The sequence below is a fragment of the Streptomyces sp. NPDC026417 genome (assembly GCF_055567695.1).
This window is the reverse complement of the sequence record NZ_JBVHPY010000003.1, coordinates 387472-401772: the sequence shown is the minus strand read 5'-3', so window position 1 is coordinate 401772 and position 14301 is coordinate 387472. Positions and strand designations below refer to the sequence as shown.

Annotated in this window: 14 protein-coding genes; 9 read left to right on the top strand and 5 right to left on the bottom strand. The window is 69.6% G+C overall.

Annotation, left to right across the window (positions count from 1 at the left end; all coding sequences use genetic code 11):
* Positions 1-36 precede the first annotated feature (36 nt).
* Positions 37-429, bottom strand: coding sequence for a hypothetical protein (locus ACZ4NT_RS07040; protein ID WP_467724001.1), 393 nt, complete (start codon positions 427-429; stop codon positions 37-39).
* A gap of 286 nt (positions 430-715) precedes the next feature.
* A complete protein-coding gene (locus ACZ4NT_RS07035; RefSeq protein WP_467723999.1) occupies positions 716-1294 on the bottom strand; it encodes a TetR/AcrR family transcriptional regulator in 579 nt (192 codons plus the stop codon).
* 118 nt (positions 1295-1412) lie between these two features.
* Between ACZ4NT_RS07035 and ACZ4NT_RS07030 the strand changes: the two genes are divergently transcribed.
* The 4 genes from ACZ4NT_RS07030 (at position 1413) to ACZ4NT_RS07015 (ending at position 5395) form a co-directional block, all read left to right on the top strand.
* Complete coding sequence (locus tag ACZ4NT_RS07030; RefSeq protein WP_467723997.1) at positions 1413-2981, top strand: FAD-dependent monooxygenase; 1569 nt, start codon at positions 1413-1415, stop codon at positions 2979-2981.
* Between the two features lie 19 nt (positions 2982-3000).
* Positions 3001-3660 (top strand): CatB-related O-acetyltransferase, encoded by a 660-nt coding sequence (locus ACZ4NT_RS07025; protein WP_467723995.1) that lies wholly within the window; start codon positions 3001-3003, stop codon positions 3658-3660.
* A gap of 62 nt (positions 3661-3722) precedes the next feature.
* Positions 3723-4985 carry an erythromycin esterase family protein gene (locus ACZ4NT_RS07020; protein ID WP_467723993.1) on the top strand — a complete coding sequence of 421 codons (1263 nt, stop codon included), beginning with the start codon at positions 3723-3725 and terminating at the stop codon, positions 4983-4985.
* Positions 4982-5395 carry a VOC family protein gene (locus ACZ4NT_RS07015; RefSeq protein ID WP_467723991.1) on the top strand — a complete coding sequence of 138 codons (414 nt, stop codon included), beginning with the start codon at positions 4982-4984 and terminating at the stop codon, positions 5393-5395. Before ACZ4NT_RS07020 ends, ACZ4NT_RS07015 begins: the two co-directional genes overlap by 4 nt.
* A 593-nt stretch (positions 5396-5988) precedes the next feature.
* On the opposite strand, the gene ACZ4NT_RS07010 is transcribed toward ACZ4NT_RS07015, so the two are convergent.
* Entirely contained in the window at positions 5989-6549 is a 561-nt protein-coding gene (locus ACZ4NT_RS07010; protein ID WP_467723990.1) for an SUKH-4 family immunity protein, read from the bottom strand.
* A gap of 85 nt (positions 6550-6634) precedes the next feature.
* Positions 6635-7591, bottom strand: a complete 957-nt coding sequence (locus tag ACZ4NT_RS07005; protein ID WP_467723988.1) for an LLM class flavin-dependent oxidoreductase — start codon at positions 7589-7591, stop codon at positions 6635-6637.
* An 87-nt stretch (positions 7592-7678) separates the two neighbouring features.
* Here ACZ4NT_RS07005 and ACZ4NT_RS07000 point away from each other — a divergent pair, with 87 nt between their 5' ends.
* Positions 7679-8458, top strand: coding sequence for an MmyB family transcriptional regulator (locus ACZ4NT_RS07000; RefSeq protein ID WP_467723987.1), 780 nt, complete (start codon positions 7679-7681; stop codon positions 8456-8458).
* A gap of 175 nt (positions 8459-8633) precedes the next feature.
* Entirely contained in the window at positions 8634-10145 is a 1512-nt protein-coding gene (locus ACZ4NT_RS06995; protein WP_467723985.1) for a hypothetical protein, read from the top strand.
* Between the two features lie 88 nt (positions 10146-10233).
* Here ACZ4NT_RS06995 and ACZ4NT_RS06990 read toward each other — a convergent pair whose 3' ends face one another.
* Complete coding sequence (locus ACZ4NT_RS06990; RefSeq protein WP_121407944.1) at positions 10234-11142, bottom strand: SMP-30/gluconolactonase/LRE family protein; 909 nt, start codon at positions 11140-11142, stop codon at positions 10234-10236.
* An 84-nt stretch (positions 11143-11226) separates the two neighbouring features.
* Between ACZ4NT_RS06990 and ACZ4NT_RS06985 the strand changes: the two genes are divergently transcribed.
* The 3 genes from ACZ4NT_RS06985 (at position 11227) to ACZ4NT_RS06975 (ending at position 14085) form a co-directional block, all read left to right on the top strand.
* Positions 11227-11664, top strand: coding sequence for an Lrp/AsnC family transcriptional regulator (locus tag ACZ4NT_RS06985; RefSeq protein WP_121407945.1), 438 nt, complete (start codon positions 11227-11229; stop codon positions 11662-11664).
* Between the two features lie 128 nt (positions 11665-11792).
* Complete coding sequence (locus ACZ4NT_RS06980) at positions 11793-12983, top strand: MFS transporter (protein WP_467723983.1); 1191 nt, start codon at positions 11793-11795, stop codon at positions 12981-12983.
* 319 nt (positions 12984-13302) lie between these two features.
* Entirely contained in the window at positions 13303-14085 is a 783-nt protein-coding gene (locus tag ACZ4NT_RS06975; RefSeq protein ID WP_467723981.1) for a tetratricopeptide repeat protein, read from the top strand.
* The last annotated feature ends 216 nt before the right edge of the window (positions 14086-14301 follow it).

The window sequence follows — 14301 nt, the reverse complement described above, 5'->3', positions numbered from 1 at the left end:
CGCGCCTCGTCCCCGTGCTGAAGGATTCGATACGCCCTAGCCGTACGGGTTGAGCGCCCAGAAGCGGACGGTGTCGCTGCGACGGTCAAACCACAGGTTGGTGGAGGAGCGGCTACCGTCGCGGTCGAGCTCGTGCGACCGGATCCACTGGGGGTTCTCCGGCCCCTCGCCTTCGAGCGGCTTCTCGAACCACGAGGAGAAGTCATCGGCCGGCCCCTCGGAGACGAAGGCGTGGGCCGCCGTCAGCTCGGCGAGTTTCCCCGGTGTCAGCCGGGCGAAGCCCGAGATCACCAGCTCCGGCGACGGTAGGCACCGATCGTTGTCCCGGCTGCTCACCCACTTGGCGTCGGTGAGCGGGCCCAGCAGCGGGAACGCCTGCTCCAGCGGTGTGGTGTCGGTGTGCCAGTCCCCCTGAGACCCGTTCGCCACCTGACGCAAGGTCCACCAGGCGGGTAGGACCGCCAGCCCCGCCCCGATCCCGATCAGCTTCCGTCGCTCCAACGAGACCCCCGTGCCTGGCTTTTGGGTTCTGGCACAGATCTTAGGGAGCGGTCGCGGAGTGTCACTGGGACAACAGCAATGAGTTGGGTCAGCCCGTAGGGCGGTTTGCCGGGACAGTTGCCGGTAAGCCCGGATATCAGATGTTGCGGAATGGCAGGGGGAGGCGCCAAGGGGGCCAGCGAGTGGTGAATCAGCGCTGGCGAACTGGCTCATTTCACTGTCGTGGACCCATCCCGGCGAAGAGAGCGTCAAGAATGCGGTCGACGTAATCGTGAGTCAGCGGCTCCTGTGTGATCAACAGGCGGAAGTACAGCGGGCCGGACAGGACCGCCATCGCCAAGTCCAGGTCGAAGTCGGGCGACAGCTGGCCCTTCTCTCGTGCTGCCTTCAGGCGCGCAACGGTCTTGTTCGCCTGTGGAGCGATGAACCGCTCGTTGAGCGCACTGGCTACGCCGGGATCGTGCTGGGCCTCGCCAACCAAAGCCTGAAAGAGGGGGCTGAACGGCGCCCCGGCCAGGAGGTCGACGGCCTCGTAGATCTGCTTGCGCAGGTCTGCAATGACATCACCCGTGTCGGCGTAGTCCAGGACTGTCTCACCGAGCGAGAGCAGCGAGTCGAGCAGCAGGGCGCCCTTGGAGGGCCATCGGCGGTAGATGGTGTGTTTGCCGACGCCGGCCCGGGTGGCGATCGCTTCGATGCTGAGTTTGGTGTAACCGAGTTCCCGCCCCAGTTCCAGCGTGGTTCGCATGATGGCTTCGGTCAGGTCGGGGCCGCTGCGCCGGGCGTTGGTCATGCCTCCACAGTAGCGGCACGGCACGTGCCGTTCTTGACAGGGCTCCACGATCCCGGCACGCTGCTCCGCAACGGCACGGCACGGCACGTGCCGTGCCGTTGCGGGAAGGGGTGGGTGCGTGGACGCTGACGTGATCATTGTGGGCGCGGGGCCGACGGGCCTGATGCTGGCCAACGAACTGCGCACCGCCGGTGTGTGTTCCTTGCTGCTGGAGCGGCAGGAACGGCTGCGTGAGACTCCGCGGGCGAACGGCCTGGGCGGACAGATCCTGAAACTGCTGCGCTACCGGGGCATGCTGGCCGATCTTCGTGCGGCCAGTACCGACCCTCACCCTGCGCCTCGGTTCCCGTTCGGGAACGTGCACCTGGACTTCAGGTATCTGGCAGATCCGCCGATGCATTCGGTCCAGATACCGCAGCCGCGTCTGGAGCGTCTGCTGGAAGTACGCGCCGGAGGACTCGGGGCGCGAGTCCTCCGCGGTCACGAGGTGGTCGGAATCAGCCAGGATCGGAACGGCGTGTCCGCGGAAGTCCGGTGTGCGGACGGCCCGTACCAGGTGAGCGCCCGGTATCTGGTGGGGTGCGACGGCTCGCGCAGCGGTGTGCGGGACATGGCGGGCATCCCGTTTCCGGGAATTACCCATCCCGAGGTCAACCGGCTGGGTCACGTCACACTGGCCGAGGGAGTCGAACGGTGCGACAACGGCGACCTCCACGTGCCGGGTGTGGGCCGACTGCGTGCAGGGTTCACGCGGAGCGACCGCGGGGTATTCGGATTCGGTTGGCTCACCTCCGAGGTGCTGCTGATTTCCACCACCGAGGACGAGGACTGCGCGTACAAAGCCGACATGCCGATGCCCCTGGCCGAGTTCCAGGACAGCATTCGCCGCATTCTCGGCGTGGGTCTGCCTCTGGGGAAACCGCTCCGCCTGTCGCGCTACCAGTTCCAGGATCGGCAGGCCGATCGCTACCGCGAGGGACGCGTCCTGGTGGCAGGTGACGCGGCCCACCAGTTCCCTGCCACCGGGGTCGCGCTCAACGCCGGCATGCTCGACGCAGTCAACCTCGGGTGGAAGCTGGCCGCCCACATTCACCGCTGGGCGCCGCCCGGCCTGTTGGACACCTACCACAGCGAACGCCACGCTGCTGCGGCGCGAACGCTGCTGCACACCCGCGCCCAGGCAGCATTGCGGCGCGGGAACGACCCTGCCGCAGAAGCGCTCCGCGAGGTCCTTCAGGAACTGCTCGGCGACGAAGCGCCGCTGCGCCGCATCGGAGCCCTCGTCGCCGGATCCGACATCCGCTACCCGATGCCCGGTGGCAACGGGCATGCTCTGACCGGTGCCTTCGCACCCAACCTCACCCTGGACGCCGACCAGGGCACAACCAGCATCGCGGAACTCATGCACCCTGCGCGCCCGGTGTTCCTCGACCTCGCGGACCGTCCGGAACTCCGCGAACTCGCCGAAGGCTGGGCACACCGCGTCGACGTCCGTAGGGCAGCCACCAACGACCGTCCGGCCGACGCCCTCTTGGTCCGCCCGGACGCCCACGTGGCCTGGGCCGCGCCCGTCGGCGAATCCTCCGACGCCCTCCTACCCGCGCTGCGTCAGGCCCTCTCCTCCTGGTTCGGGGACCGCGAGCCGACGAGGGCCCGTACCACCAGCCCACCACCGACCGCGTACTGACCACCCGCACACGATGAGGATGTCCGACATGCCCGTACCCGCCGACCCCACAGTCCTGCACCCGATGCCCGACCAGCCACGGGTGGTGCTGCTCAAACCGCTGGTCACATCCCCACTGATCGAAGTCGGGGAGTACTCCTACTACGACGACCCTGACGACGCGACCGCCTTCGAGAGCCGCAATGTGCTGTACCACTACGGGCCGGAACGGCTCGTCATCGGCAAGTTCTGCGCGCTGGGCACGGGAGTGCGGTTCCTCATGAACGGCGCCAACCACCGCATGGACGGCCCCTCCACCTTCCCCTTCCCCACCATGGGCGGCTCCTGGGCCGACCACTTCGACCTGCTCACCGGCCTGCCCAACCGGGGGGACACCACCGTCGGCAACGACGTCTGGTTCGGCCACGGCACGACCGTCATGCCCGGCGTCCGCATCGGACACGGCGCGATCATCGCCAGCGGCTCCGTGGTCACCAAGGACGTCCCCGACTACGGCGTCGTCGGCGGCAACCCGGCCCATCTCCTGCGCACCCGCTACAGCGACGCGGACATTACCCGGCTGCTCGCACTGGCCTGGTGGGACTGGCCCGCAGAGCACATCAGCAAGCACGTACGGACCCTCATGTCCGGCAGTGTCGACCAGCTGCAGGATGTGGTACCCCCCGTCCCGCGCCCCTGATCCACCCGCGCCCACACGCTCGCCTTCAGCTCTCGGAAGGAAGCAGCCATATGCCCGCCGCCATGGACCGAACGCCCTTCGCCGACTGGCTCCACAGCCATGCCACCGCGCTCAGCCACCTCGATCCCGCGGCATCCCTGGACGACCTGGAACCGCTGCGCGACATCCTCGACGGTGCTCGTGTGGTCGCGCTGGGCGAGCACTCCCACTTCATCGGCGAGTTCGCCGCGATGCGCCGGCGCATCCTGCAGTTCCTCGTCGAACGCTGCGGCTTCACCGTCCTGGCCTTCGAGTACGGCTTCTGTGAAGCCATCCCTCTCGACGCCTGGGCCCACGGCCAGGGAGCGGACGACGAACTCTCCGCACTCCTGGCAACCGCGGTCCCCACCGGTATCCATGAGCCGGCGCGCTTCATTCGACGGCACAACCGCACCGCTGCGGAACCGGTCCGCGTCGTGGGAATCGACATCCCTGCGGCCGGCGGATCATTGCTCCCCGCTCTGGCCCAAGTCACCGACTATCTCAGTGACATCGACCCGGAAGCCCTGCCGACGGTCCACAGCGCGACCGCGATCGCCGCGGCCTTCGCAGGTGACTCCGCGGCCGTGGCCGCACCCGCGTGGGCGCGGCTGCCCAACGCTGACCAAGACGCACTCACCGCGGCCCTGGCGCGGCTGCTCATCCGATTCCGCTCCCTGAAACCGCTGTACCTCTCCCGCGGAGACAACCACAGCTACGACATCTCACTGCGCTGCCTGGAGGCCGCCTGCCACGGCGACCACACCTTCCGCGCCATGGCCGCCCTCTTCACCGGTAACGGTCTCACCGCCGACACCTCCGCCCGCGACTACTTCATGGCCCAATCACTTCTGTGGCATCTGGACCGGCTCAAACCCACAGCCCGCGTCCTACTGATGGCGCACAACGCCCACATCCAGAAGTCACCGATCGTCTTCGACGGCCACCTCGCAGGGTTCCCCATGGGCCAGTACCTGCATCACGCCCTCGGCGACACGTACTTCGCCCTCGGCCTGACCAGCATCACCGGCCACACCGCCGAAATGCATCGCGACGAGGCGGCCCCCTTTGGATTCACCGTTCATGACACCCCACTCGGGCCCCCCGTGCGGGGAAGCGTCGAAGCGGCCTACGCCGACAGCGGTCTCGGACTCGCCGTCGCCGATCTACGGCGGGCGCGGGCAGCCGGCCTCGTCGGGCCCGACCGCATCCGAATGCAGAGCATCTACCAGCGCACCCCGGTCGTCGACGCCTTCGACGGCATTCTCAGCAGCCCCACCTCCACCACCGACTGGAAGAAACCATGACCAGCAGATTCACTGAATTGGTTATCGACTGCCACAACCCCGAGCACCTCGCCGCCTTCTGGTGCGCAGTCCTGGACTTCACGGTCCTCGACCGCGGGGAAGGCATCATCGAGATCGGCTCTTGGGAGCCGACCGTCGAGGCCATTCGGGCCTGCCAGATGCCGCCGACGATCGTGTTCGTCCGGGTACCCGAGGGGAAGTCCGTGAAGAACCGGCTCCACCTCGACGTGAGTCCCATCGACGCCGACACCCAGACCGAGGCCGCCAGGCTGATCGGCCTCGGCGCCACCAAGGTCGACGTAGGCCAAGGACCTGACCGCAACTGGGTGGTCATGGCCGACCCGGAAGGCAACGAATTTGATGTCGTCCGCACTCTGGCACCCACCACCCACGTCATGCCCACCGCATAGCCGGGATCGAGAGATGCTCGGCCCGGCGCCGGCCATGACGAGACCGACAGCGGACCGTGCAAACACAGGGCCGCTTCAGTTGTTACAGCTGAAGCGGCGTCCGACGGCGAAACACCGGGTGCATTCGTGGCACTACTCCCGCCGTGCGCGTGCTGCATCGAGTACACGCTGGGGCTCGACAAGGCGGCGTGGAGGGCGCAACTGCAGATCGCGGCCTGTGCCTTGGTCTCGCATCCCGGTGTAGGGCCGCGCTTCTGACCGGCGGGGTCAGAAGGCGTTTCTGGCGAATCATCTGGGGTCGCGATCATCTTGCGGAGTAGTTCGAATCCGGCTCGGCCGTAGAGCTGCCGTTTGATCTTCTTGATGCGGTTGACGGCGCCCTCGATGCCGCCGGAGCTCCAGTCGAGAGTGAGCCCGGCTTTCACGGCGTCGAGGTCGCGGAGCAGGTGGAGTGCGAAGTCGGTGAGACCGGGTAGCTGGCGGGCGTCGACTGCGTCGATCCGGGTGGGGAGCCCACATGAAGATCATCCCAGTCGTGGGCCTGGCATCCCTGCACGGTCCAGACCTCCGGGCCCTGGATCTGTCGGCCGAGGTCAGTAGAGCCAACGGTCCAGGAGCCCTGGCCAGAGAAACCCCTCGTAGCCGTTGAAGGCCGCCGGGTCGATCTCCTTCAGCTCCTCGGCCAGCCGGCTCAGCTCGGCGAAGGCCCGCTCTTCCTCTTCTTCAGAGAGGTACTCCTCGGGGCCGTCCGGCTCGTTGAGGAGCTCGGAGGCTTTGACACGACTGCCATAACAGTGAAGGGCGTCGAGCCACACACCGACACCCGAGTTGGCGAAGCCTGCCTCCCCGTCCGGCATGACGAAGTAGACCGCTCCGGATTCCGGCTCGACGCCGAACGATGACCGCTCGGCCTGATCATCGGGGTCCGCCTGCTCGGTGAGACGGTAGAGCGGGCCCCGGGCGGTGAGGAGGGCTGGCTCAGCCTCGCTCTGCATCACGACTCGTTCGATGAGGCGCGGAGCGACCGGGATGCCCACCTCGACAAGCTGTGCCTTCATAAGGTCCGGGATCCGCCAGCCGGCCACAACGTCCCGTCCGGCTCGCACGACATGCCCCAGGCGGGCCCACTCGGTCAGCTGGTCGAACGTCGCCATCGAACGATCCTCTTCCGTCAGCTGTAGCACCTGACCCTATCGAGCGGCCTCAGGTCACGGCACAGCCGCACTTGCGGGACAGCCCTTAGCCCCCTGTCGCCAACGCCCTCACGGTCGGGAGCAGCTCCGCAAGCCGTTCGAGCTGGTCGTGATGGGCCCGCAGACCCAGAGCGCCGAGGCGGACGACGAGGTGCCGAGCTCCGGCGGTGACGTACCGACCCAGCCCTTCGACGACCTGGTCGGCGGTCCCGGTGACGACCGCCTGGACTGTCTCCAGCTCCTCCAGTGGCATGCCGTACGTGGCCCTCGCGTAGTCCTGCAGTGCACGGCGGCCACTGTCGACGTCCTGATCGATCCTCACCGACACGAACAGCGCGGCCGCCACGTCCTCGGCTGAACGCCCGGCACCCGTCGCCGCCCGGCGCACGTCGAGCAGGCCGGACGCGTAGTCTGCAGGATCGGGTGGATAGGGCAGCCAGCCGTCGTACAGCCGGCCGGCGCGTTCCAGCGCCGCCGGCGTGGCACCGCCGAGCCACATGGGCGGGCCGCCTGCGGCATATGGCCTGGTCGTGGGTGGCAGCGCGTCGAACCGCAGGATCTCGCCGTGGAAGGACCCGGCGCCGTCCCAGAGTGCCCGCCACAGGCCCACGGTCTCGTCGAGGCGGGCGAAACGCCGCTCCCATGGCAGCTCCGACAGCTCGTACAGGGGCTTACCGAAGCGGCCGGGGAAGCCCGCGCCCACCGCTACGGTCAGCCTGCCTCCGGACAGCAGGTCGATCGACGCCAGCGACTGCGCGGCCTGGACCGGGCGGCGCAGGAACGGCATCAGGGCGGCCGTGCCCAGCGTCACGGACTCGGTGGCAGGGGCGAGCGCGGCCAGCATGGTGAGGGCTTCGATACGGGGGCTGATCAGGGAGTCGTTGGCGAACAGCGAGGAGAAGCCCAGTCGTTCGGCGTGACGGCCGAGGCCGACCAGGTCACGAGGGTCGTCATACGCGCCCCATTGGGCGGTTCCGGTCGGAAGCAGTACACCGATGTCCATGACGGCGATGCTCGCGACGGCATGCGGAGGGTGGCAATTCCCTGCGGGGAATGGCCCGGAGGCACTTTCCGCGGTTAGAACTGGCCCGTGGACTTTCCTCGGGCACTGCGCGACCGCCGTACCCGTCGTCATCTCAGCCAGCTCGACCTGGCCCTGCGGGCCGGCACCACCCAACGTCACGTCAGTTTCATCGAGTCCGGCAGGTCCGTCCCCGGTCGGCACATGGTCGTACGCCTGGCCGAGTCGCTGGAACTGCCTCTGCGAGAGCGCAACGAACTCCTGCTGGCCGCCGGTTACGCCCCCGCCTACCCCGAGACTTCCCTCGGCGACCTGGAACTGGCCCCCGTACGGACGGCGATCGACAACATCCTGCGCGGCCACCTCCCCTACCCCGCGGTCGTGGTCGACCGGCGCGGCGATCTGATCGCGGTGAACACCGCGTTCGGCGTCATCACCGAGGGTGCCGCCCCCGAGCTGATGCGTCCGGGCGCGAACGCCTACCGCCTGGCGCTGCACCCGGACGGGCTGGCACCCCGCATTAGGAACCTCGCCGAATGGGGACGCCACGTCCTCGCCCGTCTCGGGCACCTCCCGGAGTTGCGTGCGGAACTCGCCGGCTACGTCCCCGAGCCGGAACCGTCGACCGGCCTGCTCGGCTTCGCGGTGCCGCTGCAACTGCGCTCCGCATGGGGCGAGTTGCGCCTGATCACCACCGTGACGACCTTCGCCACCGCTGTCGACGTGACCCTGGCCGAGCTGAAGCTGGAGGCGTTCCTGCCGGCCGACCCCGCGACCGCCGAGGCCCTTTCAGCGGCTGCCCCGGCGGGAAGCCGCGCCGTCGCGGACCAGGCGTCCTCGAACATGTAGCCCACCCCGATCCCCCGGTGAGGGGTGAGCACGTGCGGGGTCAGTGGCTGCCGATCGGGATGCGACGGCGAGTACTTCCCTGCCGGGCGGCCTGCGCCGAAAGGGCCGACACCGGGAGCGGCCCCGGCCTCGATATCGGCGTGAACTCCCCCACCGGATTCGGCAGGATGGCCGCATGAACCCCGTCCTGTGCGGCTTGGCCGAGAATCCCGCCCTGCCGTGCGACCTGCTCGACCGACTGATCGAGGTCGCGGACGCGGAGATCGCCGGGAGCCTTGCCCGTCGCGAGGATCTCGGCCGTGCTCGGGCCGTCGAACTCGCCGAACGCGTGGCAGAGAGCGCGGTGGAACTCGCCTATGAGGGCCACCTGACCGCCGCCGACATCGAACCCTCGACCCAGCCTCTCGCCGCTCTCGCCCTGCTCGACCAGGGCCGTGGCAGCCCCGCATGGGCGCGAGGGTTCGCGACGGCTGAGGCGGTCGAGCACCGGGAGAGACTTGCCGGTTGCCCTGCGCTCCCCACCGACGTGGTGAAGCTGCTGGCCGCGGATCCGGACGTACGCGTAGTCGCCGAACTTGCCCTGTGGACCACCCCGGAAGTCGCCGCCGGACTCGCTCGACACCCCCACGCCGCGGTGCGCCGCGCCGTGGCGCTCAACGAAGCCACGCCACCCGCCGTGCTCGCGGCGCTGCTCACCGGCGAAGGCCTGCCTCCTGCGCGGCACTGCCTGGTCTGCGACAGCAAGGAGACGCCGTTCGTCCACGACCGGCACTGCCCGGAGCCCGACTGCGATCTGCCACCAGGAGCCGCGTGCGACGGCACGCACGAGTCCACGGTCCACGACATGCAACAGGCCGCGCTCGCGAACCCGGCGACACCCCTCGCAGCCGTCCTGGGCTTCGCCGAGCACCCGTCCATGCTGCTGCGTCGGACACTCGCCTCCCGGCCCGACCTGCCCCCGCGGATCGGCGCACGGCTCGCCCTGGACCCCCTGCCCGGCGTCCGTGCCGACCTCGCCGAGAATCCCGCGATGGACGACGCCGTGATCCGCACACTGGCCCGCGACCGAGGGCACGACGTGCAACGCCGACTTGCGCACAACCCGAACGTGCCCTTCGACGTACTCGTCGAGTTGGCGAGAGCGACGAAGATCGGCGCCACGCTGCTACCCCGCATCGCCGCCGCATCCCCCGCCGAACTCGCGGAGCTCGCCCGGTCGCGGAACCCGGCGGCACGCATGCTCCTGGCGCAACGACGCGATCTGCCCACCGAGATCCGCGACGCACTCGCCGACGACTCCGACGCGAAGGTGGCCAAGTCCGTCGCTCCGCATCCAGGACTCAGCGAAGTGCAGTTGCGCGCCATGGTGGACCGGCACGGCGTCCAGGTCCTGGCCAGGATCGCGACCAACCCGGACGCCACTCCCGCCCTGTTGGCGGATGTGGCCCGGCACGAACCCCCGGCACGCAAGGCACTCCGCGAAGTCGCCCGCCATCCCCGCTCGCCGGCCTCGGCGCTCCTGCACTGCCTCACGGACGACCGGGCGAGACCCGTCACCGCCCGCCACGCGTCCCTCCCTCCCCACGTCGTCGCGGACCTCTTGGCCGACCCCGACCGGCAGGTGGCACAAGCCGCGGCGGCCAACCCGTCGTTGCCGGTTGCCGTGATGCGGGAACTGCTGCCGTAGGCGTGGCGGGCGACAGCGACGCCAACTCCCCTGCCTCGTGCGGGATTCACGCGTGAGCCCCAGAAGGGGACGTGCGCGGGGAGAGCGGTCAGATGCGTGGCGCTCCCGTGACCGACATCACCAGTGAGTACACCGAGGTACTGGCGGTGATGAACAGGCGGTTGTTCTTGGGGCCGCCGAACGCGATGTTGGAGACCGTCTCGGGTATGCGCAGGCGGCCGATCAGGGTGCCGTCGGGGTCGTAGCAGTGGACGCCGTCGTCGAGGGCGGCGGCCCAGAGGCGTCCCTCGTCGTCGAAGCGAATGTTGTCGAAGCGGACGGCACCCGGGCCCTCGGCGAAGACCTTGCCGTCGGAGAGCGTGGCGTCCGTACGGATCTCGAAGACGCGTATCTGCGCTGTCCGCGAATCCGAGACGTACAGGCGCTGCTGGTCGGGCGACAGGACGACGCCGTTGGGGCCCTCGAACCCGTCCGCGGCGAGGTGGACTCGGCCGGAACCCGGGTCGACCCGGTACACGTTGCACGCACCGATCTCGGACTCCGCGCGATGCCCCTCGTAGTCACTGGTGATCCCGAAGTCCGGGTCGGAGAACCAGATCGTGCCGTCGGAGCGGACGACCGAGTCGTTCGGGCTGTTGAGCCGCTTGCCGTCGTAGCGGTCGGCGATGACGGTCATCGTCCCGTCGGGTTCCGTGCGCGTGACGCGGCGGTTGCCCTGTTCACAGGTGACGAGACGGCCCTGGCGGTCGAGGGTGTTGCCGTTGCTGTGACCGGCCGGGGCTCGGAAGACACCGACGGTGCCCGTCGCCTCGTCCCAGCGCAGCATGCGGTCGTTCGGGATGTCGCTCCAGATGAGCTGGCGCCAGGCCGGGAGGTACAGGGGGCCCTCTGCCCAACGGCAGCCGTCGTGGAGGGTCTCGAGCCGGCTGTCGCCGTTGGCGCAGCGCCCGGTGCGGAAGCGGTCGTCCAGGATCTCGTACGGGCCGTCGACGGACATGGCGTCCCCTCATAGGAGTTGACCAGATGTGATTCAACGTAACACGCGCGTGACAGAACCAGATATGGTCTTTCCATGAAGCAAGTGGATGACATTGACCGCACGTTGATCGGGCTGCTGCAACGGGACGCCACCGAGTCGTACGCCGCATTGGGCAGGGCCGTCGGCCTGTCGGCCGGTGCCGCGCACGAGCGCGTACGCAAGCTGCGCGAACAGGGCGTCATCCGGGCCACGACCGTCGACGTCGCCCCCGCGGCAGTGGACCGCGGAGTGCTCGCCTTCGTCCTGGTCGACTCCACGGCCTGGATGGGCGACCGCGCCGAGGACTTCGCCGCCGTGCCGGAGATCCAGGAAGCACATGTCATCGCGGGCAGCGCGGCCGTTCTGGTCAAGGTGCGCACCTCGACGACCGAGCGCCTCCAGGACGTACTGCGCCGCCTGTACGCCATCGAAGGAGTCAGCGGCACACAGGCGACGGTCGTCCTGGAGACCTTCTTCGAGCGGCCGCTCGACGCCGGCTAGGCCATCACCCTTGACTCCTGCACGCCGCCGCGCCGCACCGCCGGCGCCCCCACCGGGCAGCCGCCCGCGGACGTCCTGGCGGCATGCCGCTCCCTGTCCGGGAGGCGAGCGGGGTTACGGTCGGCGGCGTGGACAGTGATCGCCGGGGCTGGCTCCCGTGTCTGCTCAGCGGGGCGGTGTTCGCCGTATGCATGGCCGGCACCACGCTGCCGACCCCCCTGTACGGCCTCTACCAGGAGAAGTTCGGCTTCTCCGAGTTGACCGTCACCGTCGTGTACGCCGTCTACGCGTTCGGCGTCATTGCCGTACTGCTGCTGGCGGGCAACGCCTCCGACGCGGTGGGCAGGCGGCCCGTCCTCCTGTGGGGTCTGGGGTTCGCGGCAGCCAGCGCCGTCAGCTTCCTGTGCGCCACAGGACTGGGCTGGCTCTACCTGGGCCGGCTGCTCTCAGGCCTGTCCGCCGGCCTCTTCACCGGAGCCGCGACCGCGTATGTGATGGATCTGGCGCCGCGGGGCGCGGCCTCCCGAGCCACCTTCGTGGCCACGGCGGCCAACATGGGCGGGCTGGGCTGCGGCCCGCTGCTCGCGGGAGTACTCGCCCAGTACGCCGACTGGCCTCTCTACCTGCCCTTCGCCGTGCACCTCGCTCTGGTCGCCTGCTCGGCGGCCGTCGTGCTGCGGCTGCCGGAGACCGTGCGCGAGCGGCGGCCACTCAACACCGTGCGGCCGCAACGACCCGGCCTTCCCAGCCAGGTGCGGACGGTGTTCGGGCCGGCGGCCACCGCGTCGTTCGTGGGGTTCGCCCTATTCGGCGTCTTCACCTCGGTCAGTCCCGCGTTCCTCGCGCAGTCCCTGGACGTGCACAACCACGCCGTCAGCGGACTGGTGGTCGCGCTGGCCTTCTTCGCCTCGACCGGCGGGCAGTCGGCCGTCGGCCGGGTGGGTGTGGGACGGTCGCTGCCGCTGGGCTGCGCAGGTCTTTTCGCGGGGTTGGCGCTGCTCGCCGGTGCATTGCGGTGGGATCTGCTCGCCCTGGTGGTGCTGAGCGCGATCGTCGGCGGGGCCGGACAGGGGCTGGCGTTCCGTGGAGCGCTGTCCGCGGTGGCTGCGGCGTCTCCTCCCGAGCAACGCGCCGCGGTCATCTCGACGTTGTTCGTCGTCGCCTACGCGGGCATCTCCGTGCCGGTCATCGGCGTGGGCCTGCTCTCCAGCCCGATGGGGCTCGAAGGGGCGGGGCTCGTCTTCATCGCCTGCATGGCCGTGCTGGTCACGACCGCCGCCGTCTATCTGCTGCGGCGGCCGGTACCGGCGAAGACGTGAGCACGAGCAGTTGCCGCCGTCTCCCTCACGATCACGGCGTCTCGCGCACCACCCGGTAGCGGCGCCTCGCGTACCGCCCCCGCCGACGACCGGTTGATGCGCCTGTGTCTCGGGCCGCGCCGCCGCCTCCTGGGCGGCGCGAAGAGGCGGCACGGAGCCTCGCCGGGCACGGCGGCACCCGAGTCGGCGGTTTGCCGCCCCGAGATCACCTTGTCGGTCCCTGCCTGTACCGTCGCCGCTCGTGAAGTTCATACGTGTGGAACGTGGTCGCCTGCGGTTCGGGCGGGACATCCGAAGGCTTTCCCGGGCTCAATCGGCGGTGTTCAAGGACCTTCTGGCCCTCATGGCGGCGGACGAGTACGAGGAGGCCGCCGCCCGAGCCGAGGCCATGCTGCCTCCCGCACGGCGCACCGTCGAGCCCCCCTCCGCGGACGTATGGCTGGCGAGGACCTTCGCCACCTCCGCCGCCGTACTGCACGGGCGCAGGGACGGCGTGCTTCCCGAACTCGACTCGTACATCGCGGAGTTGACTCAGACGGACGGTGTCGACCGAACTGTGCTGCTGGTCTTGCGCATCAACCGCGCCACCGTCCTCACCGACCAGGAGAGGTTTGCGGAGGCCGAGGCGGAGGCGCTGGGCATCCTGCGCGAGGTGACCCGTCTGGCCCATCTCACCCAGGTCGGGGACATCGAGCTCTCGGCCGTGGCCTGCCTGGCGGACTCCCTGTGCGGGCAGGCCAGGCACGAGGAGGCGGAGGCCGTCGCGCGCGGGAACCTGCCCCGCGCGACGGGCAACCGGGCCGCCTCGCTGCGACGCCTGCTGGTCCGGAGTCTGAACGGTCAGGGCCGGTACGAGGAGGCGCTGAACGAAGCAGGTCGGCCCACCCCCGCGGCGTCCCGCGCCGGGGCGGGGCAACTCGGGATGGCCACGGCACGGGCACTCCAGGGGCTGGGCCGCGGCGGTGAGGCCGAGGCCGCCGCTCGCCAGGCACGGGACGATTGCGAGCGTTCCCTGCACCCCACGCATCCCCGGATCGCCCAAGCCCGCCGACTGCTCGCCGAGATCACCGACGAAGAGCCCCCGGCGGAGGACTCAGCCTGACCCGGCGACCGGCACAGCCCGGCCCCGCCGGTCCGGCGTGCCGCACAGCTCGACAGGACCGACTCGGCGGCCTGCGCAGCCCGCAGGGCGGCATGGGCGTGCCGGGTCTCGCACGCCTCCGTCACGGCAGGGTCCCGGCCGGGGTGCCGGGTCTGCCATGCCTCCGCCACGGCAGGGTCCCGGCCGGCCAGGCCCTGACAGCACGATGCGGGCTGC

Coding starts and splice junctions, on each gene's coding strand:
- ACZ4NT_RS07035 (WP_467723999.1), bottom strand. CDS start 1,294: ATGACCAACGCCCGGCGCAGCGGCCCCGACCTGACCGAAGCCATCATG.
- ACZ4NT_RS07025 (WP_467723995.1), top strand. CDS start 3,001: ATGTCCGACATGCCCGTACCCGCCGACCCCACAGTCCTGCACCCGATG.
- ACZ4NT_RS07020 (WP_467723993.1), top strand. CDS start 3,723: ATGGACCGAACGCCCTTCGCCGACTGGCTCCACAGCCATGCCACCGCG.
- ACZ4NT_RS07015 (WP_467723991.1), top strand. CDS start 4,982: ATGACCAGCAGATTCACTGAATTGGTTATCGACTGCCACAACCCCGAG.
- ACZ4NT_RS07010 (WP_467723990.1), bottom strand. CDS start 6,549: ATGGCGACGTTCGACCAGCTGACCGAGTGGGCCCGCCTGGGGCATGTC.
- ACZ4NT_RS07005 (WP_467723988.1), bottom strand. CDS start 7,591: ATGGACATCGGTGTACTGCTTCCGACCGGAACCGCCCAATGGGGCGCG.
- ACZ4NT_RS06995 (WP_467723985.1), top strand. CDS start 8,634: ATGAACCCCGTCCTGTGCGGCTTGGCCGAGAATCCCGCCCTGCCGTGC.
- ACZ4NT_RS06990 (WP_121407944.1), bottom strand. CDS start 11,142: ATGTCCGTCGACGGCCCGTACGAGATCCTGGACGACCGCTTCCGCACC.